This window comes from Pantoea sp. AS-PWVM4 (genome assembly GCF_000468095.1).
In the GTDB taxonomy this organism is placed as follows: domain Bacteria; phylum Pseudomonadota; class Gammaproteobacteria; order Enterobacterales; family Enterobacteriaceae; genus Pantoea; species Pantoea phytobeneficialis.
In genome coordinates this window covers 103,469-126,795 of the sequence record NZ_ASZC01000015.1, presented here as the reverse complement: position 1 = coordinate 126,795, position 23,327 = coordinate 103,469, and the positions used below count along the sequence as shown (strand labels likewise).

The following is a 23,327-nucleotide window of genomic DNA, read 5'->3' as shown; positions in this document are numbered from 1 at the left end:
AAGATTGCACCTATGATTGTGATAGGGTTGGATCAAAACCCATTACAGGGAAGCACCGTATGCAACTGACATTTCTTGGCACCGGCGCAGGTGCGCCAAGCCTGCAACGTAACGTCACCGCCATTGCGTTGACCTTATCCAAACGGGGTGACACCTGGTTGTTCGATTGTGGTGAGGCGACGCAGCATCAATACATGCGTTCGGCGCTGAAACCGAGCAAGCTGGAAAAAATCTTTATTACCCATCTGCACGGCGACCATATTTTTGGTCTGCCCGGATTGCTCACCAGTCGCTCGATGGCGGGCTTAAAAGAACCGCTGACCATCTATGGTCCGTCAGGTATCCGTCAATTCATCGAGACGGCGCTGAGCCTGAGCGGCTCCTATACCAGCTTTCCGCTGGAAATCGTGGAAATCGCCGCCGGGCTGGTGTTTGACGACGGTGATTTCCGTGTCACCGCCTGGCCGATGAACCATATTGTGGAGTGCTACGGCTACCGTATCGAACAGCATGATACCCCCGGTTTTCTTGATGCACCGCGCCTGAAAGCGGAAGGGGTGCCGCGTGGGCCGTGGTATCAGCAACTGAAGCAGGGCGAGCGTGTCCGGTTGGAGGATGGGCGCGAAATTAATGGCGCTGAATATCTGGGGCCGTCCACCAAAGGCAAGGTGGTGGCGATTTTTGGCGATACCGGGCCGACTGAGGTGGCGTTGCAACTGGCGGCTGATGCCGATGTGATGGTGCACGAAACCACGCTGGAGGCGGCGCTGGCGGAGAAGGCCAACAGTCGCGGCCATTCCACCACGATACAAACGGCAGAAGTGGCAAAACAGGCCGGGGCTAAGCGGTTGATCGCCACCCATTTCAGCTCGCGTTATTTGTCACAGGACCGGGAGAGATTGCTGGCGGAGTGCCAGTCCATCTTTGCGGCGACGGAGCTGGCACATGATTTTGCGGTGTTCGAGATTTAGTACGCCTTACTCCGGCACAATCCACTCAATACGAGTATGACCGGTGCCTGCTGGCACCAGTTTCTGATGCAGCCACGGCAGCAGTTCTTTCATCTGCTGCTCCAGCTTCCACGGTGGGTTAATCACAATCATCCCCGAAGCGGTCATGCCACGCTGGTCGCTGTCCGGGCGGACGGCCAGCTCAATCTGCAAAATGTTGCGAATGCCGGTGGCTTGCAGATCTTTGGTCATATGTTTGATCTGCTGACGTAGCACCACCGGATACCACAACGCGTAGATACCGGTACTGAAACGTTTGTAACCTTCCTGAATGCCTTTCACCACGTCCTGATAATCGCTTTTCAGCTCATACGGCGGGTCGATCAGGATCAGACCACGGCGCGTTGGCGGTGGCAGCTTGGCTTTCAACTGCTGATAACCATCGGCACGCTCGACACGCGCACGGCTGTCTTTGCTGAATTCATTGCGCAGCAGCGGATAATCGCTGGAATGCAGCTCGGTGAGTTGCAGTTTATCGTCCTGGCGCAGCAGATGGCGGGCAATCAGCGGTGAACCCGGATAGTAGCGCAGGGTGCCGTTAGGGTTCAGGTTACGGATCGCTGAGAAGTAAGGCTTCAGCAGTTCCGGCGCATCCGGCTGCTGCCAGATACGCGCGATGCCTTCCAGATATTCACCGGTACGCTCGGCGTGCTCACCGCTCAGCTGGTAACGTCCGGCACCGGCGTGGGTATCCAGATAGAGGAAAGGCTTCTCCTTCTCCATCAGGGCGGTCAGGATCAGGCTCTCAACGGTGTGTTTGAGCACGTCGGCATGGTTGCCGGCATGAAAACTGTGGCGATAACTCAGCATAAAAAAGAGGGGTCCGCGGTTGGATCAAAGAATTCACTACATCGTATGTGGCGGGATTATAGCCGCGCTGGATAAAAATTGCTGACGTTTCGGGGCAGCATTGATTTTCCGCTAATCAGGCCGCATGTTAGTAAGATTGCGTTGCGCGACCGATCGCGCCCCATACTCCATAAAAGGACTGCGCTTATGACCAATCCGTTACTTACGCCTTTTACCCTTCCGCCTTTTTCTGCCATCAAACCTGAGCACGTTGTTCCTGCGGTAACCGCCGCACTGGATGACTGCCGTGCGGCGGTGGAGCGCGTAGTGGCACAGGGCGCGCCTTATAGCTGGGATAACCTGGTACAACCGCTGGCAGAAGTGGATGATCGCCTCGGGCGTATTTTTTCGCCGGTCAGCCATCTGAACTCGGTAAAAAACAGCCCGGAACTGCGTGAGGCTTATGAGCAGACGCTGCCGCTGCTGTCCGAATACAGCACCTGGGTTGGTCAGCATGAAGGACTGTACCAGGCGTATCGTGACCTGAAGCAGGGTGACAACTATGCGGCGCTGGATATCGCCCAGAAGAAAGCGGTGGATAACAGCCTGCGTGATTTCGAGTTATCGGGTATCGGACTCGATAAAGAAAAACAGAAACGCTATGGCGAGATTGCCGCGCGTCTGTCTGAGCTGGGTTCGACCTACAGCAACAACGTCCTCGATGCCACTCAGGGTTGGAACAAACTGATCACCGATGAAGCGGAGCTGTCCGGTATGCCGGAAAGCGCGCTGGCGGCAGCCAAAGCGATGGCGGAAGCCAAAGAGCAGGAAGGCTGGTTGCTGACGCTGGATATCCCGAGCTATCTGCCGGTGATGACCTACTGCGACAACGCGGCGCTGCGTGAAGAGATGTATCGCGCCTACTCAACCCGTGCGTCTGATCAAGGCCCGAACGCCGGTAAATGGGATAACGGCCCGGTGATGGCGGAAGAACTGGCGCTGCGCCACGAACTGGCCCAGTTGCTCGGCTTTGATTCCTTCGCGGATAAATCGCTGGCGACCAAAATGGCGGAAAGCCCGTCTCAGGTGATCGATTTTCTCACTGACCTTGCTAAACGCGCCCGTCCACAGGGTGAGAAGGAGCTGGCCCAACTGCGCGCCTTCGCCAAAAAAGAGTTCGGCGTTGACGAGATGAATCCGTGGGATCTGACTTACTACGGTGAAAAGCAGAAGCAGCATCTCTACACCATCAGCGATGAGCAACTGCGTCCCTATTTCCCGGAAGCGCGTGCGGTGAATGGCCTGTTTGAAGTGGTGAAACGTATCTACGGCATCAGCGCGCAAGAGCGTAAAGATGTCGATGTTTACCACCCGGATGTGCGTTTCTTCGACCTGTTTGATGAAACCGGCGAACTGCGCGGTAGCTTCTACCTCGACCTCTACGCGCGTGAGCACAAACGCGGCGGTGCCTGGATGGACGACTGTGTCGGCCAGATGCGCAAAGCCGATGGCAGCTTGCAAAAGCCGGTGGCTTACCTCACCTGTAACTTCAACCGTCCGGTGCAGGGCAAGCCTGCGTTGTTCACCCATGATGAAGTGACCACGCTGTTCCACGAGTTTGGTCATGGTCTGCATCATATGCTGACGCGTATCGAAACCCCTGGCGTGTCCGGTATCAGCGGTGTGCCGTGGGATGCGGTGGAACTGCCGAGCCAGTTTATGGAGAACTGGTGCTGGGAGCCGGACGCGCTGGCGTTTATCTCCGGTCACTATGAAACCGGCGAACCGTTGCCGAAAGAACTGCTGGATAAAATGCTGGCAGCGAAAAACTACCAGGCGGCGCTGTTTATCCTGCGTCAGCTGGAGTTCGGCCTGTTCGATTTCCGTCTGCACACCGAGTTTAACCCGCAGCAGGGCGCGCAAATTCTCGAAACCCTGCGTGAAGTGAAGAAGCAGGTGGCAGTGGTACCCAGCCCGGAATGGGGCCGTTTCCCGCACGCCTTCAGCCATGTGTTTGCGGGTGGCTATGCCGCAGGTTACTACAGCTACCTGTGGGCCGACGTGCTGGCTGCCGATGCGTACTCACGCTTTGAAGAAGAGGGTATCTTTAACCGTGAAACCGGCCAGTCGTTCCTCGACAACATCCTGACGCGTGGCGGTTCTGAGGAACCAATGGAGCTGTTTAAACGCTTCCGTGGCCGTGAACCGCAGCTCGATGCGATGCTGGAACATTACGGGATTCAGGGATAAGCCTGCTTGTGAAAATCGGTTTAATTGATGAAACAGGCGCCGGAGACGGCGCCTTATTACATTTGGCCCAGCGCTGGGGGCTGGAGCAGGATGAACAGTCGCCACTGGCGCTGGTGCTGACTGCCAGCCATCTTGAGCTGCGTAAACGCGACGAGCCAAAGTTGGGCGGCATTTTTGTTGATTTCGTCTCTGGCGCGATGGCGCACCGGCGTCGTTTTGGCGGCGGTCGTGGCGAGGCGGTAGCAAAAGCGGTGGGTATCAAGGGTGATTACCTGCCGGATGTGGTCGATGCCACGGCCGGATTAGGACGCGATGCCTTTGTTCTGGCCGCGCTGGGCTGCCGGGTGCGCATGCTGGAACGTCATCCGGTGGTGGCGGCGTTGCTGGAGGATGGTTTACGTCGGGGTTATGACGATGCAGAAATCGGCGGCTGGCTGCGCGAGCGATTAACGCTGCTGCATGTCGTCAGCCAGCAGGCGCTGAGTGAAATCACGCCCGCGCCAGATGTGGTGTATCTCGACCCGATGTATCCTCACCGGCAAAAAAGCGCGATGGTGAAAAAGGAGATGCGGGTATTCCAGTTTCTGGTAGGCGCGGATGAGGATGCTGATGCACTGCTGGAACCGGCGCGGCGTCTGGCGAAAAAACGTATTGTGGTGAAGCGCCCGGATTACGCCCCGCCGTTAGCGGGTGTGGTGACACAGTCAGCGGTGGTGACCAAAAGCCATCGTTTTGATATCTATCCGCCGCTGGCTCCATAACCGCACGTAAACCTGCAACATGCTGTAGCGGTGCGATTTATCGCGCGGGTTTGTGCCGCTATTGAGAAACGGCCGCGCGATAAATCGCGCCGCTACAAAAAATCAGGCCGGTTTCCCGGCCTGATTTGTTATTCGTCGTCATCGCGCAACGGCACAATCAACATATCAATATGCACCGTATTAATGAGCTGGCGCGCTGAGGACATCAGCTTGCTCCAGAAGTCCTGATGGTGGCCACATACCACCAAATCCACATCATATTTTCTAATCGCATCCACCAGCACCTGACCGAGGTCACCGCTACCGCTCAGGGTTTCACTGATGGGGTATCCGGCGTTGGTCGAAAGTTCTTTCAGTGCGGTATGCGTCTCTTCAGAGATGCGTTTCTGCATATCACCCAAATTGACGTCAATCAGCCCGGTGTAGAGGTCTGAATAATTCACATCAACGTGGATTAATGAAATCTTCGCATCATAGGGACGTGCCAGTGAGACGGCTTTTTCAACCAGTAACTGGCTTTCAGGGGAAAGGTCTACTGCAATCAGGATGTGTTTATAAGCCATGATATAACTCCTTTCACAAGATTCTGGGGGCAACCCGAATTCCTGCCACGTCACGGCTGGCGAAATCCTTTGCGCATAACGGCGATAAGCGCCACCCATCGAGATTTATGCTTTGCAGGCGGTTTGTTGTTATACCTCCAGTATAGCCAGAGTTGTTAACAAATGCTGCAAGGCGCTGCACCGCTGTGAGGAAGATCAAGGGTTATCGCTTTTTTCGCTCGCGGTGAACGAAAATCATCGCTGGAAAAATTTTTACCAAATCTCCTACACTGAAAATGACGGTCATACATCTCCTGATGACTTACCGCCGGACTCGCAAAAAAACAACGCAATTCGATTCATTCAGTGGAAGGCTTTCTCGTGGAGCGTTTACAGCGTTGCGTCTCCACGTCTCCAGCCGGGAGGGGATCATGATTAGCACTATCGCGCTTTTTTGGGCTCTTTGTGTAGTTTGTCTGGTGAATATGGCGCGCTACTTCTCTTCTCTGCGCTCGTTATTGGCGGTGCTACGTGGTTGCGATCCGCTGTTATATCAATATGTGGATGGTGCCGGCTTCTTTACGTCGCACGGTCAGCCCAGCAAACAGGTGCGCCTGGTGCGCTATATCTGGGAGAAGCGCTATCGTGACCATCACGACGAAGAGTTTATTCGTCGCTGTGAACGGGTACGCGGGCAATTTATTTTGACCAGCGGGCTGTGTGGGCTGGTGGTTGTCAGCCTGATCGCGATGGCGGTCTGGCAATAAAAAAGGGCGACATTGCTGTCGCCCTTCGGTGTCTGAAGCGGTGATTACACCAGCTTCAGCGCAATCCAGTACAAGGAACCGGACAACAGAATACACACCGGCAGGGTAAACACCCACGCCATCGCGATATTCTTGATGGTACGGCTTTGCAAACCGCCACCATCAACCAACATGGTCCCGGCGACTGACGACGACAGAATGTGCGTGGTGGAAACCGGCATCCCGGTGTAGCTGGCAATGCCAATCGACACCGCTGCCGTCACCTGCGCTGACATACCCTGCGCGTAGGTCATGCCTTTCTTACCAATCTTCTCACCGATAGTGGTCGCCACACGACGCCAGCCAATCATGGTGCCGACGCCAAGCGCCAGGGCTACGGCCATGATGATCCACACCGGCGCATACTCAACGGTTCCCAACAGATCGCTTTTCAGCTTGTTCAGGAAACGCTGGTCGTCAGCGCTGGTTTCCGGCAGCTTCGCCGCTTTATCGGCGGTATCGGAGATACACAGCAGCAGACGACGCATCTGGCTGCGCTGGTCTGGTGTCAGGTCACTGTAGCTTTGCAGATTGTTCAGTAAGCCCTGAGCTCGCTGAATCGCTGGCAGCGCGCGGGCGCTATCGCAGTGGAATTCATGCGGGCCATTGATGGACTCTTCTGGCGCAGGCACCGCAGGCGGCACCATCTGCACGATGTGCGTCAGGGTTTCGCTGTGCTGCTGGTAGTACTGCTCCAGATGGTTGACGGCGTCACGGGTACGGGTGATGTCATAACCGGAGGCATTCATGTTGACCACGAAACCCGCAGGTGCGACACCAATCAGCACCAGCATGATCAGGCCAATGCCTTTCTGACCATCGTTCGCACCGTGTGAATAGCTTACGCCAATGGCGGAAACAATCAGGGCGATACGCGTCCAGAATGGCGGCTTTTTCTTGCCGTCGATTTTCTCGCGATCGGCTGGCGTCATATGAATACGCGAGCGTTTCTTGGTACTGCTCCAGTAGCGGCGCAGCAGGAAAATCAGGCTACCGGCAATCACCAGACCGACAATCGGCGACAGGATCAGGGAAAGGAAGATATTCAGAACTTTTGGCAGGTTGAGCGCATCAACCACCGACGTTCCGGTCATCAGAGCATTGGTCAGACCGATACCAATAATGGCACCAATCAGGGTATGGGAGCTGGACGCCGGCAGGCCAAGATACCAGGTGCCGAGGTTCCAGATAATCGCAGCCAGCAGCATGGAGAACACCATAGCCAGGCCGTGAGCTGAACCAACATTTAATAGCAGATCGGTGGGGAGCATATGAACAATGGCATAGGCCACACTCAAACCGCCCAGCAAAACACCGAAAAAGTTGAAAACACCTGCCATCACAACCGCCAGCTGCGCCCGCATCGCACGGGTGTAGATAACTGTCGCGACCGCGTTGGCTGTGTCGTGGAAACCGTTGATTGCTTCGTAAAACAATACAAACAGCAGGGCAAGAACCAATAACAGGCCGGTACTCAGGTCAAGACCAGCAAACAGATGTAGCATAAACGTTACGCCATTTTGGAGGACATGAACGCGGCGCATTATCCGCGACAACGTGCTGTATGGGAAAGGGAAATATAGTCTTTTTTTGTCTTAATGTTGCCAGTCACACGCCTAAACAAGGGAAAAATGCCGAAATATGAGTCATTTACAATATGACATATTTACGGCATTTTTTTGACACTGGCGTCAAAGAGGACAGATCACTACAATCAGCGCCTTTCGGGTGAAGTGAGAAAAAGCAGTGGAAAAGTTTGACGTTATCATTGTTGGCGCGGGTGCTGCGGGCATGTTCTGTGCTGCACAGGCCGGACAGCGTGGCCTGCGTGTGCTGCTGCTTGATAACGGCAAAAAAGCGGGCCGCAAAATTCTGATGTCGGGCGGCGGGCGCTGCAACTTCACCAATATGTACACCGAGCCTGCGGCCTACCTCTCCCATAACCCGCACTTTTGTAAATCTGCGCTGGCGCGCTATACCCAGTGGGACTTTATCGATCTGGTCAATCGTCACGGCATCGCATATCACGAGAAAACGCTGGGCCAGCTGTTCTGCGATGATTCGGCGCAGCAAATCGTGGATATGCTGCTGGCCGAGTGTGAAGCCGGACAGGTGACGCTCCGGTTGCGCAGCGAAGTGCTGAGCGTGCAGCGTGACGACGCAGGCTACACCCTGCAACTGAACGGCATGACGGTGCAGGCGGAGAAGTTGGTGATCGCCAGCGGTGGCTTATCGATGCCGGGGCTGGGTGCTTCACCGTTCGGTTATAAAGTGGCGGAGCAGTTTGGTTTGCAGGTGTTCCCGACGCGCGCTGCGCTGGTGCCTTTTACTCTGCATAAACCGCTGCTGGAACAATTGAACACCTTATCCGGCGTGGCTTTACCCACCATCATCACTGCGCAGGACGGCACCTTATTTAAAGAGGCGTTGCTGTTCACCCATCGCGGTTTATCAGGCCCGGCGGTGTTGCAAATCTCCAGCTACTGGCAGCCCGGCGAGTTCGTGACGGTGGATTTATCCCCGGCAACGCCGCTGGATGGGTTTATTAATATCCAGCGCGACGCCCATCCGAATCTCAGCCTGAAAAACAGCCTGGCGAAAATTTTGCCGAAGCGCCTGGTGGAAGTGTTGCAGGCGCTGAACCAGATCCCTGACGTCACCCTGAAGCAGCTCAACAGCAAGCAGCAGGGCGAACTGGTGCAAACCCTGCATCAGTGGCGGGTACAGCCAAACGGCACCGAAGGCTACCGCACGGCTGAAGTGACGCTGGGCGGCGTGGATACCACCCTGTTATCGTCAAAAACCATGGAAGCACGCGATGTGCCCGGGTTGTATTTTATCGGCGAAGTGGTGGATGTGACCGGCTGGCTGGGTGGCTATAACTTCCAGTGGGCGTGGAGTTCCGCCTGGGCGTGCGCGCAGGCGTTGTCATCCTGATTACGGCAACTTGAGATTGATCAGGTAATCATACTGAATACGTGAAATATCCAGCGGGGCCCCGCCTTCAAAGTAGACCTTCATAAACTCGGCAGGTCGGCCAACAATATCAACGCGCTGATAGGCTGAGCTGATAAATCGGGTCAGTATCTGCTGAATTGCCGCGGCCTGATCGCCCGGAAGTGCATTTTTACCGGTGACATTTTGTTCAAAAGTCAGGGGCGGGCTGTCTTCATCAGGTTTGTACTGTACGCGTTTGACATAGACGTCATTGCGGAATTCAGAAAATGCATTGTGGGTGGTATTGAACATATCGGCGAGATTTTTGATATGTGACGCCATCTGATTCACCGCCACGACTTTCTGCGTCACAAAACGTGTTCCCCACGCGGAGGCGGCGGTGACGCCGAACTGTACGGCATTCCTGCCAATGATGCTGCCCACACTGGAACCTAATCCCGCCCATAGCCCGGCACCAAGAAATATCGCGGTTCCCCCCAACGCACTTTTGGCGGCATTATCCACATGCTGGACGCGGACACCGGCGACCCGGTTATCCAGATGGTTAATCCTCCCCAGTGGTAACTGCCCTGACTCGACATCGCCGGAAGCCAGGCGGCGGTTATTCTCGTCTTTGTAATCTTTCAGGGTATAAGCAATCTGACTGGTTTCCGATTTAGCCAGTCTGAAGACTTCATCCGTGGATAACGAACGGACCAGGATCAAGGCTTCGTCCAGAATTTCAGTGGTCAGGTAGTTGGCTGACACACGATTATTTAATTCGGGTTGTGATGTCAGTGCTAATATTTCATGTGATTTCGGAAATGCCATAACGCCCCCGAGCGTGGTTAGACTTCTTTGTTTTGTTTGATATCCCAACCCATCTGCACTGACGCGCCTTTATTCCCCTGCGAAGTCTGTTCCCAATATTCCATCGCCACCTTACTGGCCTGAAATGCGTATTCCATACCCAGGGTTGATCCATGTGCTACACCGATATAATCGGTTTGTGTTACCAACACATCTTCCAGCGTAATAAGGGTATATTCGACTTCCTGACCGCCGGCTTTGCAGACTGACAGTTGAACTTTGGCAATATGTTTGCCGCTGGAGCAATATTTCAGTAACGCCGGGGTACCTTTATCAACCAGCGCCTGCACAGTAAGGTCACGATAATTCACTTTACCTGCGCCACCACCACCCCCCACCGCCATATTACCGGGTTGCTTTGCACCCCAGCTAAATGAATACACATCGATCCAGTTCTTGTGATTCGCATTTTGCGATTCACCATTGATGCCATCCACTTTTAAAAAAATATCTATCGCCATTGTGTTTACCATCGCCTTGTCGTGATATCAGGGTGTCATGCGTGTTTAGCTTTCTTTGTTTTGCTTAATGTCCCAGCTCACTTTGCTTTCGGCACCTTTGGTACCACTCTCGCCCTGTTCCCAATAGCTCATGGAGACTTTGGCCGCCTGGAAGGCGTAATCCACCACGATGGTGTCGCTCTGACCCACGCCGTTGAAATCAGTTTGCGTAACCAGCACGTCTTCAAGGGTGATCTTTGAATATTCAACCTGGTTGCCACCGGCCTTACAAACTGACAGCTCGACTTTATCGACATGTTTACCGCTGGAGCAGAACTTCAAAATCGCCGGGGTGGATTTATCAATCAACGCCTTAATATTCAGATCACGGTAAGCCACTTTGCCAGCACCACCGCCGCCGCCAACTGACATATTTCCCGGTTGTGCAGCCCCCCATGTAAAGGAGAGTACATCGGTCCATCCTTTGTGATTGCTGTCCTGGGACTCACCGGTTGTTCCGTCAACTTTCAAATAAATATCAATAGCCATTACCTGATTTCCTGATTGTTTTTTCCATGAAAGATAAATGAGATACGCATCTCACTCGGTTACGTGAAAATGGTGTCAAGCCAGTTAATATGGAGATAATTCTGTCACCGCAATGTCACTTTTCACCAGATTTATCTGAATAAATCGAGGTGATATTGCGGCCTGCTAAAGCTGATATGTCACTTATTTGTGTAGAGATTGGATCTGATTATCATCGCGTAAATACGCGATGGCACCATAATACATTAGTAAAATTTAACACGGCTTCATGTCAATAAATTAACAGTGTTAACGATTTTATTAGGATGATTCTGAAACTGAATGATGTTGCCCAATGTTGGGAAGAGTGGGGCGGGAAACGATGGTGCATTGAGTAGCGGCGCGATTTATCGCGCGGGTCTTTGCAGGTCATGCCACAGCCTGAAAAGAGCGCGATAAATCGCGCCGCTACGTATGGGGATATTCAGGGGGAAACTGAGTTAAAGCAGCTAAGGCAGATTATTTTTTTATCACCGCCACTTTCATTCCACGCTTCAATGACATGCCGTAACCCGCCAGCGCACAGGCGGCGATAAACCACGGGATCATCTTCACCACGCTGGAATCGCTGCCGCTCAGGGATTGCAGATTGTTCACCACCAGAATGATGGTGAGGGTCATACAAATAATCGACAGCAGCGGTGCCCAGAACACCTGAAACCGGCTGTCATCCGTTACGACGCGACGGAAAAACAGCACCACCGCCGCTGACACGCCCAATTGCAGAATCAGGATACACAGGGTAGCGACCGCCGAACCGATGGCAAAGATGTGCACCATCGGGTCCAGCCCGGCGCTGCCCATCCCCGCCAGTAACAGCAACAGAATCACGCTATGCAGATGGCTGGCGTTATGTGGCGTACCGTTGGTGGGATGGGTTTTGCACAGCTCTTTCCAGATCAGACCATCACGGCTGATGCTAAACAGATAGCGGGAGATATTGTTGTGAAACGCCAGGGTGGCGGCGAACAGGCTGGTGATCAACAACACCGACATGGTATCCACCGCCCACTGGCCGACATACTGACGGGTGATGTTGAAGACAAAATTGCCGGGATCTTTGCTGGCGATGGCCACAATTTCATCGAAGCCATAGGCCTGCACCAGCGACCAACTGGTAAAGCAGAAAAAGGCGGTGATGAGCAGCAGGGCGCAAATGGTGGCGCGTGGCACGGTTTTCTGTGGATCGCGGCACTCTTCGGCATAGATCGCCGTTGATTCAAAACCGATAAAGGCGGCGATGGTAAAGATAAAGGCGATACCGAGGTTGCCTTGCATAAACACGGACGGCTCAAACGACTGGAAGGTGTAAGGACCGGCTTTTTTCACCAGCAGCATCACATCGGTCAGCAGCACGATCGCGACCTCGGCCAGCATCAGCACGCCCAGTAACTTACCGCCCACCTCAACCCGTTTGATGCCCAGCACCCAGGCAATCACCGCAAACAACATACTCAGCGCCCACCAGGGAATATGGGTGCTGAGATGTTCTTCAAGGAACAGCTGGGTAAAGAAGCCGAGCATGGCGACAATCGCGATTTGGATGGAGAAGTAGGCCATTAACGCCAGTACCGACGCCGATGCGCCCCAGTTTTCTCCCAGACCTTTGGAGATATAGGTATAGAAGGCACCGGCGTTATTGACGTGGCGACTCATGGCGATAAAGCCCACCGCGAACAGCATCAAAATGACGCACGACAGGATGTAAAACACCGGAATGCCACCGCCATTGCCGGAAATAATCGCCACCGGCAGGCCACCGACCACGCCAGTCAGCGGCGACGCCGCCGCCACCACAAAAAAGACCAGAGAAAACAAGCCCAACGTATTTTTGCGTAAACCGGTATCGTTGTTCATCGCCAGCGCCTCTATGGAGAGAGTGAAATTTCTCAGGCGATCTGCGTCGCCTGAAGCAGGTAACTTCGCTGCATCATTTCTCAGCGATGACGATGACGGATAGAAAAAATCGGACAGAGCAACGGTGCAGAGTTGCACCGTTTTAGTGCTCAGTGATAGCGCAAGCGATGGAACAACGCGTCGTGGGCAATCCGGCGTTGATAGTCGCAGGGCGTGGTGCTGACGAACTTCTTAAATTCACGCAGGAAGTGGGACTGGTCGCTGAATCCGAGGTTAAACGCCAGATCGCTAAAGGAAATATTACCCTGCGCATGGATGCTGGTTAGCGCCGACTGGCAGCGCAGAATGCGGCTGAAGGCTTTGGGCGACAAACCGGTATCCTGGCGGAACTGCCGCTGAATGGTGCGGCAGGTATAACCGGTCAGGGCTTCCAGTTGATCGACGCGAATATTGCCTTTTTGCTGGCGCATCGCGTGGATGATAAAGGCGGTTACCGATGAGGCTTTGCGCACCAGCCGTGGCGTGAAGTGGGCGTTAAATAACGAAATTTGCTGTGAAAAGCTGTGGCTTTGCACAATTTGTTCAAACGCCAGTCGGGCATCAGGTACCACATCAAGAAAGCTGAATTCATGGTCGGGGATCTCCTCTGCCATCACATCAAGAAAATCGGGGATAACGCCTGGCGCGAACCGCACGCCAAAATAATGATGGTTGTGCAGCATGTCGGCGCCGCGTGCTTCCAGCGTGGTGCCGCACACGCGCCCTTTCGGGTTGAGCGCATCGCAATCAAACACGATATCGACGCAGCCATCGGGAATCGCCAGCGTCATGCCTGCCGATTGCGCGACATCAAAGCTGTAAAAGTGTGAAATCGCCGGGTTTTCTGAGGCGATCACGGAGTAATGTTGCGCGGCATTCAGCACGAAAAACGGCTGTTCCGGGTGAAAGCTGCCGCCATGACGATAAAGGGAATTCTCAGACATCGCGCGCTCCGCTACAGGCTGAACAGGGATAGCGGGATCATGCAAGCGCTGTGCCACGCGGATGTCGCAAATATTCAATACAGCCCGAATCCAGTCACGTATTCCTAAAGGCATCCACCTGCACGCCAGACGCACTGCGCTGGCGGGAATACGAACGAAGACTGAAAAGGGGTTAGCCATGACAGATTCAACCCGGATTGATTTTATCTACCTGTCGGAGCAGGACATGATCCGCGCAGGCGTCACCGACATGCCTGCCTGTGTCGATACCATGGAGGAGATGTTTGGCCTGCTGTATCAAGGCGACTACCGCATGGCCGGGGCCAATAACGATTCGCACGGCGCGATGGTGACCTTCCCGGAAAACTCACCCTTTCCCACGATGCCGAAGCCCACGGCTGACCGACGTTTAATGGCGATGCCCGCCTATCTCGGCGGCAGCTTCTGTACCGCCGGAGTGAAATGGTATGGCTCGAATATCTCCAACCGCGAAAAAGGACTGCCGCGCTCGATTCTGATGTTCACCCTTAACGATGCGGATACCGGTGCTCCGCTGGCGCATATGTCAGCGAACCTGTTGTCGGCGTATCGCACCGGCGCAGTACCCGGCGTGGGCGCGCGCCATCTGGCACGCAAGGATTCCCGCGTAATTGGCCTGCTGGGACCCGGGGTGATGGGTAAAACCGCCGTCGCCGCGTTTATCGCGGTGTGCCCGCTGATCGACACCATCAAAGTGAAGGGGCGTGGGCAGCGTAGCCTCGATAACTTCCTCACCTGGGTGCAGGAGACGTATCCGCAAATCAAACATATTGAAATCGTCGATACCCTCGAAGCGGTGGTGCGTGACTCCGACATCGTGACCTATTGCAGTTCCGGCGAGGTGGGCGACCCGGACAGCTATCCACTGGTCAAACGCGAGTGGGTAAAGCCAGGGGCGTTTCTTGCCATGCCTGCGCTGTGCAACATCGACGCCGGGATGGAGCAACCCGATGTGCGCAAAGTGCTGGATAACACCGGCCTGTATCAGGCGTGGTTCGAGGAGGTGCCGAAACCTGCCCATAAAACCATTCCGGTTATCGGCGTGCGTTTTATGGACATGATCGCCGAGGGCAAGCTGGCGGCGGAGCAACTGGAAGATATCGGCAAAATCGTTGCCGGTGATGCACCTGGCCGCCAAAACGATGAAGAGATCATCATCATGTCCGTCGGTGGTATGCCGGTGGAAGACGTTGCCTGGGGCACGGTGGTGTATCGCAACGCGATCGCAAAAGGCATCGGCGTGAAATTAAACCTGTGGGAAACCCCGGTACTCAGCTAACCAAGGAAACCAGCATGACGCAGATTATTAAAGTAAAAACCGGTTCAAAATTTGAAGAGATGGGCAGTTATTCACGCATTGTCGCGGTGGATAACTGGATTTATGTCTCCAATACCGCAGGCCGCAACCCGGTCAGCAAGGAGATTCCGGCCGATGTCACGGAGCAAACCTTGCAGGTGTTTGCCAATATCGAAGCGGCGCTGGCGGCGATTGATGCCTCGCTCAAGGATGTGGTGTTCTCGCGGGTGTTTATTCAGGAACCGGACGATGTGCCGACGGTAATGGCCATCATCGGCGAGAAGTTTCGTGGCATCAACCCGGCCACCACCGTGACTTGCCCGCCGCTGGGTTCCACGGTTTACAAGGTGGAGCTGGAGGTTACGGCATACCGTGGGGCCGGTCAGGCCGCAGTACAGGAAATCACCGTGGCGCTGTAAGGCATCACAGGAGGCGCGTTATGTCACCGCAAATTACCCCCGTTACCACCTCTGCCGCTTTCCCCTCCGCCACCACGGTGGTGATTATTGGCGGCGGCATTGTCGGTTTAACCGCCGCGCTAACGCTGGCGGAGCGCAACATCCCGGTGGTGGTGCTGGAAAAAGGCCGCATCGCGGGCGAGCAGTCATCGCGTAATCTGGGCTGGATTCGTAAAACCAGCCGTGCTGCCGATGATATTCCACTGGCGCAGGCCGCCGATCGTCTGTGGGCGGGCATGGCGGCGCGTGTTGGCAGCGATGTGGGATATCGTCAGGCGGGCATTATGTTTATCGCCCGCAATGAAGCCCAGATGGCGCTGCATGAAGGCTGGTTTAAGGCGGTAGCGCCGCTGGCGCTGGATACGCAATTGCTGAGCAAAGCGGAGATTGCACAACGGGTGCCGGGAGGGCAGGGTCATTGGGCGGGGGGGATTTTCACCGCCTCCGATGGTCGGGCAGAACCGACGCTCGCTGCCAGCGCGATTGCGAAAGCGGCTATCGCGCGCGGGGCGATCATTGCTGAGCAGTGCGCGGTGCGTACGCTGGAAACCAGCGACGGCAAGGTTAGCGGGGTGATTACCGAACGTGGCGAAATTCGCTGTGACCAGGTGCTGCTGGCGGCGGGAGCCTGGTCGCGGCGTTTCCTTGGCAACCAGGGTATTGCGCTGCCGACACTGCCATTGATCTGTTCGGTGATGCGCACTAAACCGATGGAGGGGCCAACCCATATCGCCGTGGGTGCGCCGGATTTCTCGTTCCGCAAACACCAGGATGGTGGATTTGTTATTACTCAGCGTGGCGCGTTGGATGCGCCGCTGACCCTCGACCATCTGCTGCTGGGGACGCGCTATTTACCCCAATTGCGTCATGCGCGGGACAATCTGCGTATCTCGCTTGGCCGCTATTTTGTTAAAGACCTGGCGCTGGCTCGACGCTGGCGTGGCGATCGACGTTCGCCGTTCGAACGTGTTCGTACGCTCGATCCGGCGGCTAACCCGGCGCTCAATCAGGAGGCGATGCGTAATCTGCGTGCGGCCTGGCCGGTGTTTGAACAAGCCGAGCTGGCGCAGGCCTGGGCTGGGGTGATTGATGTGACGCCCGATTCGAACCCGGTCATCGGCCCGGTTGCCAGCTTGCCGGGTCTGACGCTGGCGACCGGTTTTTCCGGTCACGGTTTCGGTACGTCACCGGCAGCCGGGCAGCTGGCGGCCGATCTGGTCTCCGGTCATACGCCGCTGATCGACCCCACGCCGTATCGGTTTGAGCGATTTTGAGGAAAAAGGCGCGATAAATCGCGCCGCTACGTAATCCACACCTATTTATCGCGCGATGTTGTTACTTCATATAACTGCGCACCACCGTAATAATCTGTTCCATATCGGCGTTGCGCTCTTGCTCGCTGGCGTGTGGGTTCATCAGGTGCTCGCGAATATGTCCTTCCAGCAACTCACTCATTAATCCGTTAATCGCCCCCCGCACCGCTGCGACCTGCTGCAACACCTTCAGACACTCTTCCCCGCCCACCAGCGCTTTTTCCAGTGATTCGGTCTGGCCTTTGATGCGGCGTACGCGCGCCAGCAATTTCTTTTGGTCTTTCAGGGTATGAGACATGGCGTGACATCCGTTGATCAATACTATAGTGGGGTATAGTATATTCGCAGTGTCAGACAATTGCATCTGCCACACCGTGACAATGAGAGAAAATATGACTGATTTTGCCGCCCTGATCAGCCAGGGCACCTCCAGCGCCTGGCTGTTTATCCCCAGTGCAATTTTGCTGGGGGCATTACACGGCCTGGAGCCGGGACATTCAAAAACCATGATGGCGGCGTTTATCGTGGCGATTCGCGGCACGGTTAAGCAGGCAGTGATGCTGGGGCTGGCGGCAACCCTGTCGCATACCTTGATTGTCTGGCTGGTCGCGTTAGGGGGGATGTATGTCAGCCGCAAGCTGACGGCCGATACTGCCGAACCCTGGTTCCAACTGATCTCCGCCATTATCATTCTGGCAACCGCGCTTTGGATGATTTGGCGTACCTGGCAAAGCGAGCAGCAGCGCAAGAAACATCAGCACGAGCAGCGGGCAGATGCGCAGGTGATCGACACCGGGCACGGCCATATTGAACTGGCGCTGCATCAGGGTCACTGGCAACTGCGTACTCTGGATGGCGCGGCATGGCAGCCCGGTCAGGTTAGCGTTGCGACCCGGCGCGGAATGGGGTTCTCGCAAATCTTTACCTTCGCCGCACAGGACGGTGTCCTGCAATCGACACTGGCGGTGCCACAACCGCATACCTTCAATGCGCGTCTGTCACTCGGTCATGCTGGTCATTCCCATGATTACGATGTGGCCTGGCAGCAGGGGGAGGTCCAGCGCGCACCTGGCGAGCATGATGGCAGTTTTCAGGATGCGCATGAGCGTGCCCATGCCAGCGATATCAAAAAGCGTTTTGCCAGCCGTGAAGTGACCAACGGGCAGATCATCCTGTTTGGTTTAACCGGCGGCCTGATCCCCTGTCCGGCGGCCATCACGGTACTGTTGCTGTGCATTCAGGTGAAAGCCTTCAGCCTTGGCGCTGCGCTGGTGCTGTGCTTCAGCATTGGCCTGGCACTGACGCTGGTAGGGGTGGGGGCCGCTGCCGCGTTAAGCGTACAAAAAGCCACCCAGCGCTGGCAGGGGTTGGATACGCTGGCACGCCGTGCGCCCTGGTTCTCCGGCACCCTGATCGCGCTGGTGGCACTTTATATGGGTTATCACGGGCTAAGTGGCATCCTGCACTAAACCGCAACGCCGCGAATCTGTTAACATCGCGGCGTTTTTTTCCATTTGGTTATTTTCCCCATGTTAAAACTGAAATTTATCCTGCCGTTGCTGATCATCATCAGCGCTTTGGTCTGGTGGTTTACGCCGCATTACAGTGATGAGGACAAAGCGTATTACATCGCCATGTTTTGTACCTTAACCCATGATGGGCGCAGTAATTCGGTGCAGGATATGCAGCAGATTATTGAAGGCAGCAATTCAGACTATGCGTTGCAAAAAATTCACTTCCAGCGCGGTCTCGGTGAGCATCTGCAAATGGTGTGGCAAGGCTTGTCGCCTGAACTGCAACAGCAAGCCCATCAGGACCGTACCCAATGCCGCCGTTTGATGTCGGAAAAATTATTACCGGGTCAGGAATTACAGGGCTAAATGGTTTGGCGCGATAAATCATTTAGCTACGAATAATAAGTGCTCAAAAAGATCAATGTCGGGTGGCGATTAATTGGACAATAGCCATAGAAAATTACCACGACAATTGAAGAGGACGAGCTGATGAAAAAATATATTCTGTCTGCGTTGCTGCTTGGTGCGAGCGTACCGGTTATGGCCGCCAATAATATTTCTGCGCAGGAAGCGGAACACTTTAAACTTGAGTCGCTGGGAAATATTAGCGTATCCGATACTGGCGGTGCCATTAGTTCGCCGATGGATCTGCATCAACGTCTGTCAGAGATGGCCGATGAGAAAGGCGGAAAATATTATGTGGTCGAGGCTGCACGCCAACACGGAAATAATTTTGACGCGGTAGCCCAGGTCTACAAATAATGCGAAAAGCCCCGAAAGGGGCTTTTTTTTGCCTGAAAGACACGATAAAAAAAGCGCGATTATCGCGCTTTGTCTCATTGCATCACACAGTCAATTCGGCGCACCGGAAACTGACCCGACCGCATCGGTGGTGGCAGAATCTCTGGCATCTCTTTGCTGTTGGCGACAGATTCCAGGCGACACAAGACGCAAGGATCTTCACATTCTGTCAGTTGCTGTTGCCGTTCGCCGCTTAATTGTTTTTTACGACATGCAAGCGGGGTACAACCCATCATTTGTTTAAATGAACGGGTAAAAGATTGCTGGCTTTCAAAATGGTATTTTACGGCCAGGCTGATAATCGTTGCTTCGCTGTTTTTCAGCTCGACAACGCTGGCGGCCAGTTTCTTTTTGCGAATAAAACGTGCCAGGGTTTCATTATGGCAACGGGCGAAAAGTTTCTGCAAATACCATTTTGAATAACCAGATTTTTGCGCAATATCATCAATGCTTAAACGCTGATCTAAGTTTTCAACAATCCATTCAGTTACGGCGAGAATGACACCTTCATTGTATTTTCTCTCTTGCATATAGCACCTCCAGGTCAGTGCGCACAGTGTAATTTAACTTATCTTTCCGTGTGCCTTGTTACGTAAAGTTTTATCAGGAAGTTGAGGTTTATTTTTCTGCTATCAGACTATTCTCGCAACTCGTGAGATTTGACCGTTATATGTTGTTTATTTGTTGAGGGAATATCCTGATTTAACCCTAATTAGTTAACGTAAATCCCATAACCTGATTTTTTGCGCCACATCGGTTGCCATACATCAGGGAAATTTACTGATGGCACGGCCCATCAATACAGCGATACGCGTAACATGCCACACTCGATCTTTTGATCTGACAGGAGATGTCCTGATGGCGTTACGTTTTCCCGTGAAGTTATTGATCTCTTCGCTGATGCTGATGAGCAGCGCATCAGCGTTTGCCGCCAACGTCTATGGAGAACAACTGGAAGGATTCCAGTACCCTTATCCGTTGCAGCACTTTAACTTCGCCTCCCAGCAGCAGACGCTCAGCATGGGGTATATGGATGTGCAGCCCGCGCAGCATGCCAATGGGCAGACGGTGGTGCTGATGCACGGCAAAAACTTCTGCGGTGCCACCTGGGAAGACACCATCAAGGCACTGAGCCAGCAGGGCTATCGCGTGGTGGCACCGGACCAGATTGGTTTCTGTAGTTCCAGCAAGCCCGCGAATTATCAATACACCTTCCAGCAACTGGCGCAGAACACCCATCAGTTATTGCAGCAACTGGGTGTCGATAAGGCGGTGATTGTCGGCCACTCGACCGGCGGCATGCTGGCTACGCGCTATGCGCTGATGTATCCACAGCAGACGCAAAAACTGGTGCTGGTGAACCCGATTGGTCTGGAAGACTGGAAAGCCAAAGGCGCGCCCTGGCGTTCGGTGGATCAGTGGTATCAACGCGAGCTGAAACTCAACGCCGCCGGTATCAAAAAGTATGAGCAGCAAACCTATTACGTCGGCCAGTGGAAGCCGGAATATGACAAATGGGTGGATATGTTGGCTGGGTTAAACAGCGGTCCGGGGCATAAAAAGGTCGCCTGGAACTCAGCGCTGATCTACGACATGATTTTTACCCAGCCGGTGTACTACGAATTTAAAGATTTGAAAGTGCCGACCACCCTGATGATCGGCACCTCCGACACCACCGCCATCGGTAGTGATATCGCACCGCCAGCGGTGAAAGCGCAGTTGGGGCATTACAATGTGCTGGGTAAACAGGTGGCGAAACTGATCCCTGGCGCGCGCCTGATTGAATTCCCCGGTATGGGGCATGCGCCGCAGATGGAAGAACCACAGAAGTTTAATCAGACGTTGATTGATGACCTGGCGCGGTAAGGTCAACACCGCGCGATGAATCGCGCCGCTACCGATTTCACCTATTCCGTAGCGGCGCGATTTATCGCGCAAGTTGTTTGCGATTTATCGTGCAAGTTGTTTGCGGTTTATCGCGTCTGTTTACGCAGTTTTTTCGCGGCATACATCCGTTCGTCGCTGCTTTCCAGCAGTTGCTCCAGCGACAACGGGTGGTGTGGATCAAACTCGACGATGCCGGACGAAAAATGTAGTTGATAGCGCCGGTTCAGATCGCGCGTCTGTTTTTGCAGCAACCGATCAAAGCGCTCCAGTACTCCCTCGGCATCTGCTTGTTGCAGGCCGTTAAACAGCACCACAAATTCATCACCGCCCAGACGTGCGAACAGATCCGCATGACGGAAACTCACCTTCATTGCATCGGCAAAATCCATCAACGCCCGATCGCCTTCACGATGGCCGAGGGTGTCATTGATCTCTTTAAAGCGGTCGAGGTCGAGAAACGTCAGGCTGGCGGGCAACTGCTTCAACTGACATTCGTTCAGCGCCAGTTGCCCCAGCGTCATAAAGCCACGGCGATTGGTGATTTGTGTCAGCTCGTCGGAGGTGGCGGTCTGGAAAGCCACCAGCTCAGCTTCCGCCATCGCCGCCAGATCGCGCAGCGTGTGGCAATCCTCGGCATCAAACGCACGGGCATGGTGGTCGACAATGCACAGGGTGCCGACTTTGGCACCGGCAGGGGTACGCAGCGGGCAACCCGCATAGAAGCGTACTGGGCTCTCGCCAGTGACTAAGGGATTATCGTGGAAACGTTCGTCTTCCAGCGCATTCTCCACCACCATCACATCATCCTGTAAGATGGCATGGCCGCAAAAGGAGGTATTGCGCGGCGCGGTTTCACCGGATTGTCCCGCGATAGATTTGAACCATTGATGGTCCTCCTCCAGCAGGCTTACCAGCGCAATCGGCACGCCAAACAGACGACGGGCGAGGCGGGTCAGGCGGTCAAAACGCTCTTCTGCCGGGGTATGCAGAATGTTGAGCGCACGTAACTGAGCCAGACGATATGACTCGTCTGCGGGCAGTGCAGGTGCTTTCATCGCGTTACTCTTCTTATAGGATGCAGGTGCTACAGAACTGGTGTTGTGCCACAACAAAAGATGGCCGTAATAACTTATCAGCCGCCAAACAACGGCTGATAAGCGTAACGGTGATCAGAGCATTTTTTGCTCGGCGAGATCAAGGGCAAAATAGCTGAAAATCAAATCAGCCCCGGCGCGCTTAATGGCACCGAGGCTTTCCAGTACCACATTGCGTTCATCGATGGCACCGGCTTGCGCGGCGAATTTGATCATCGCGTACTCACCGCTTACCTGATAGGCAGCCAGCGGCAGCGTGGTACGCTCGCGGATATCACGCAGGATATCAAGGTAGGCTCCGGCCGGTTTCACCATCAGGGAATCGGCCCCTTCCGCTTCATCAATCAGCGATTCGCGAATCGCTTCACGGCGGTTCATCGGATTCATCTGATAAGTTTTGCGATCGCCTTTCAGCGCCGTACCCGCCGCTTCACGGAACGGGCCGTAGAACGAAGACGCGAATTTGGTGGAGTAGGACATGATGGCGGTATCGGTAAATCCGGCGGCGTCGAGCGCCTGACGAATCGCTTTAACCTGACCATCCATCGCCGCTGACGGCGCAATAAAATCGGCACCGGCCTGTGCGGCAACCACTGCCTGCTTGCCGAGGTTAATCAGGGTAGCGTCGTTATCGACACCGTGGTCGCACAGCACGCCGCAGTGGCCGTGGCTGGTGTATTCGCAGAAACAGGTGTCAGACATGACGATCATCTCTGGCACGGTGTCTTTGCAGATGCGCGACATACGCGCCACCAGGCCGTTTTCGTTCCATGCATCGCTGCCGGTGGCATCGGTGTGGTGCGAAATACCAAAGGTCATCACCGAACGGATACCCGCTTTGGCAATACGCTCGATTTCATACGCCAGACGTTTTTCGGGAATACGCATCACGCCTGGCATGGCGGTAATGGGTTTGTAATCATCCACCCCTTCTTCAACGAAGATGGGCAGCGCCAAATCGCTGAGGCTCAGGCTGGTTTCCTGGAACATTTCACGCATCGCGGCGCTTTTACGCAGCCTTCTTGGACGCTGGATAAGAGAAAAATCAGACATGCTCATTCTTACTTACAGGTGAAAAAAGTAGCGCCAGT

General features: G+C 54.5%; 24 protein-coding genes. 12 read left to right on the top strand and 12 right to left on the bottom strand.

From position 1 onward, the window contains the following. The first annotated feature begins 59 nt into the window (after positions 1-59). Positions 60-971 carry a ribonuclease Z gene (gene rnz / locus L579_RS14230; protein ID WP_021184915.1) on the top strand — a complete coding sequence of 304 codons (912 nt, stop codon included), beginning with the start codon at positions 60-62 and terminating at the stop codon, positions 969-971. Positions 972-977: 6 nt separating this feature from the next. On the opposite strand, the gene L579_RS14225 is transcribed toward rnz, so the two are convergent. Next, the gene (locus tag L579_RS14225) at positions 978-1,820 is read right to left on the bottom strand and encodes a 23S rRNA (adenine(2030)-N(6))-methyltransferase RlmJ (protein ID WP_021184914.1); all 843 of its coding nucleotides are present in this window, start codon (positions 1,818-1,820) and stop codon (positions 978-980) included. Between the two features lie 186 nt (positions 1,821-2,006). On the opposite strand from L579_RS14225, the gene prlC reads away from it, so the two are divergent. Both prlC and rsmJ read left to right on the top strand, forming a co-directional pair. Further along, complete coding sequence (gene prlC, locus L579_RS14220; RefSeq protein ID WP_021184913.1) at positions 2,007-4,049, top strand: oligopeptidase A; 2,043 nt, start codon at positions 2,007-2,009, stop codon at positions 4,047-4,049. A gap of 8 nt (positions 4,050-4,057) precedes the next feature. After that, the gene (gene rsmJ, locus L579_RS14215) at positions 4,058-4,810 is read left to right on the top strand and encodes a 16S rRNA (guanine(1516)-N(2))-methyltransferase RsmJ (protein WP_021184912.1); all 753 of its coding nucleotides are present in this window, start codon (positions 4,058-4,060) and stop codon (positions 4,808-4,810) included. A gap of 128 nt (positions 4,811-4,938) precedes the next feature. Here the strand turns inward: rsmJ and uspA are convergent, their stop codons facing one another. Further along, complete coding sequence (gene uspA / locus L579_RS14210; protein WP_013510885.1) at positions 4,939-5,373, bottom strand: universal stress protein UspA; 435 nt, start codon at positions 5,371-5,373, stop codon at positions 4,939-4,941. Between the two features lie 410 nt (positions 5,374-5,783). Between uspA and uspB the strand changes: the two genes are divergently transcribed. Then, entirely contained in the window at positions 5,784-6,119 is a 336-nt protein-coding gene (gene uspB, locus L579_RS14205; RefSeq protein ID WP_036626735.1) for a universal stress protein UspB, read from the top strand. Positions 6,120-6,163: 44 nt separating this feature from the next. On the opposite strand, the gene pitA is transcribed toward uspB, so the two are convergent. Further along, positions 6,164-7,663, bottom strand: a complete 1,500-nt coding sequence (pitA, locus tag L579_RS14200) for an inorganic phosphate transporter PitA (protein ID WP_021184910.1) — start codon at positions 7,661-7,663, stop codon at positions 6,164-6,166. Between the two features lie 241 nt (positions 7,664-7,904). On the opposite strand from pitA, the gene L579_RS14195 reads away from it, so the two are divergent. Beyond that, positions 7,905-9,095, top strand: coding sequence for an NAD(P)/FAD-dependent oxidoreductase (locus L579_RS14195; protein WP_021184909.1), 1,191 nt, complete (start codon positions 7,905-7,907; stop codon positions 9,093-9,095). Here L579_RS14195 and L579_RS14190 read toward each other — a convergent pair whose 3' ends face one another. The 5 genes from L579_RS14190 to L579_RS14170 all read right to left on the bottom strand — a co-directional run bounded on the left by L579_RS14190 (position 9,096) and on the right by L579_RS14170 (position 13,833). Beyond that, positions 9,096-9,926: a hypothetical protein gene (locus L579_RS14190; RefSeq protein WP_021184908.1), complete on the bottom strand. Its 831-nt coding sequence runs from the start codon at positions 9,924-9,926 to the stop codon at positions 9,096-9,098. Between the two features lie 17 nt (positions 9,927-9,943). Then, complete coding sequence (locus L579_RS14185) at positions 9,944-10,426, bottom strand: Hcp family type VI secretion system effector (RefSeq protein ID WP_021184907.1); 483 nt, start codon at positions 10,424-10,426, stop codon at positions 9,944-9,946. Positions 10,427-10,471: 45 nt separating this feature from the next. After that, complete coding sequence (locus tag L579_RS14180) at positions 10,472-10,954, bottom strand: Hcp family type VI secretion system effector (protein WP_021184906.1); 483 nt, start codon at positions 10,952-10,954, stop codon at positions 10,472-10,474. A gap of 498 nt (positions 10,955-11,452) precedes the next feature. Beyond that, positions 11,453-12,850 carry an APC family permease gene (locus L579_RS14175; protein ID WP_036626733.1) on the bottom strand — a complete coding sequence of 466 codons (1,398 nt, stop codon included), beginning with the start codon at positions 12,848-12,850 and terminating at the stop codon, positions 11,453-11,455. A 149-nt stretch (positions 12,851-12,999) separates the two neighbouring features. Continuing rightward, positions 13,000-13,833: a helix-turn-helix domain-containing protein gene (locus L579_RS14170; RefSeq protein ID WP_036626732.1), complete on the bottom strand. Its 834-nt coding sequence runs from the start codon at positions 13,831-13,833 to the stop codon at positions 13,000-13,002. A 178-nt stretch (positions 13,834-14,011) separates the two neighbouring features. Between L579_RS14170 and L579_RS14165 the strand changes: the two genes are divergently transcribed. Genes L579_RS14165 through L579_RS14155 form a run of 3 tightly spaced genes read left to right on the top strand, consistent with a single transcriptional unit; the run spans position 14,012 to position 16,901 of the window. Then, complete coding sequence (locus L579_RS14165; RefSeq protein WP_021184903.1) at positions 14,012-15,151, top strand: tyramine oxidase subunit B; 1,140 nt, start codon at positions 14,012-14,014, stop codon at positions 15,149-15,151. Between the two features lie 14 nt (positions 15,152-15,165). Then, the gene (locus L579_RS14160) at positions 15,166-15,588 is read left to right on the top strand and encodes a RidA family protein (protein ID WP_021184902.1); all 423 of its coding nucleotides are present in this window, start codon (positions 15,166-15,168) and stop codon (positions 15,586-15,588) included. A 20-nt stretch (positions 15,589-15,608) separates the two neighbouring features. Beyond that, entirely contained in the window at positions 15,609-16,901 is a 1,293-nt protein-coding gene (locus L579_RS14155) for an NAD(P)/FAD-dependent oxidoreductase (RefSeq protein WP_021184901.1), read from the top strand. Between the two features lie 61 nt (positions 16,902-16,962). Here L579_RS14155 and L579_RS14150 read toward each other — a convergent pair whose 3' ends face one another. Beyond that, positions 16,963-17,238 (bottom strand): metal/formaldehyde-sensitive transcriptional repressor, encoded by a 276-nt coding sequence (locus L579_RS14150; RefSeq protein WP_021184900.1) that lies wholly within the window; start codon positions 17,236-17,238, stop codon positions 16,963-16,965. 94 nt (positions 17,239-17,332) lie between these two features. On the opposite strand from L579_RS14150, the gene L579_RS14145 reads away from it, so the two are divergent. The 3 genes from L579_RS14145 (at position 17,333) to L579_RS14135 (ending at position 19,216) form a co-directional block, all read left to right on the top strand. Further along, on the top strand, positions 17,333-18,409 hold the full coding sequence (locus L579_RS14145) for a nickel/cobalt efflux transporter (RefSeq protein ID WP_021184899.1): 1,077 nt from the start codon (positions 17,333-17,335) through the stop codon (positions 18,407-18,409). Positions 18,410-18,469: 60 nt separating this feature from the next. Further along, positions 18,470-18,820 (top strand): hypothetical protein, encoded by a 351-nt coding sequence (locus L579_RS14140; protein WP_021184898.1) that lies wholly within the window; start codon positions 18,470-18,472, stop codon positions 18,818-18,820. Between the two features lie 123 nt (positions 18,821-18,943). Next, positions 18,944-19,216, top strand: a complete 273-nt coding sequence (locus L579_RS14135; RefSeq protein WP_021184897.1) for a DUF1471 domain-containing protein — start codon at positions 18,944-18,946, stop codon at positions 19,214-19,216. Positions 19,217-19,290: 74 nt separating this feature from the next. Here the strand turns inward: L579_RS14135 and L579_RS14130 are convergent, their stop codons facing one another. Then, complete coding sequence (locus tag L579_RS14130) at positions 19,291-19,785, bottom strand: helix-turn-helix domain-containing protein (RefSeq protein WP_021184896.1); 495 nt, start codon at positions 19,783-19,785, stop codon at positions 19,291-19,293. A 328-nt stretch (positions 19,786-20,113) separates the two neighbouring features. On the opposite strand from L579_RS14130, the gene L579_RS14125 reads away from it, so the two are divergent. Continuing rightward, a complete protein-coding gene (locus tag L579_RS14125) occupies positions 20,114-21,121 on the top strand; it encodes an alpha/beta fold hydrolase (RefSeq protein ID WP_021184895.1) in 1,008 nt (335 codons plus the stop codon). Positions 21,122-21,228: 107 nt separating this feature from the next. Here the strand turns inward: L579_RS14125 and L579_RS14120 are convergent, their stop codons facing one another. Both L579_RS14120 and hemB read right to left on the bottom strand, forming a co-directional pair. Continuing rightward, the gene (locus L579_RS14120; RefSeq protein ID WP_021184894.1) at positions 21,229-22,197 is read right to left on the bottom strand and encodes a GGDEF domain-containing protein; all 969 of its coding nucleotides are present in this window, start codon (positions 22,195-22,197) and stop codon (positions 21,229-21,231) included. Positions 22,198-22,311: 114 nt separating this feature from the next. Further along, positions 22,312-23,289, bottom strand: coding sequence for a porphobilinogen synthase (hemB, locus tag L579_RS14115; protein WP_021184893.1), 978 nt, complete (start codon positions 23,287-23,289; stop codon positions 22,312-22,314). Positions 23,290-23,327: the final 38 nt, after the last annotated feature.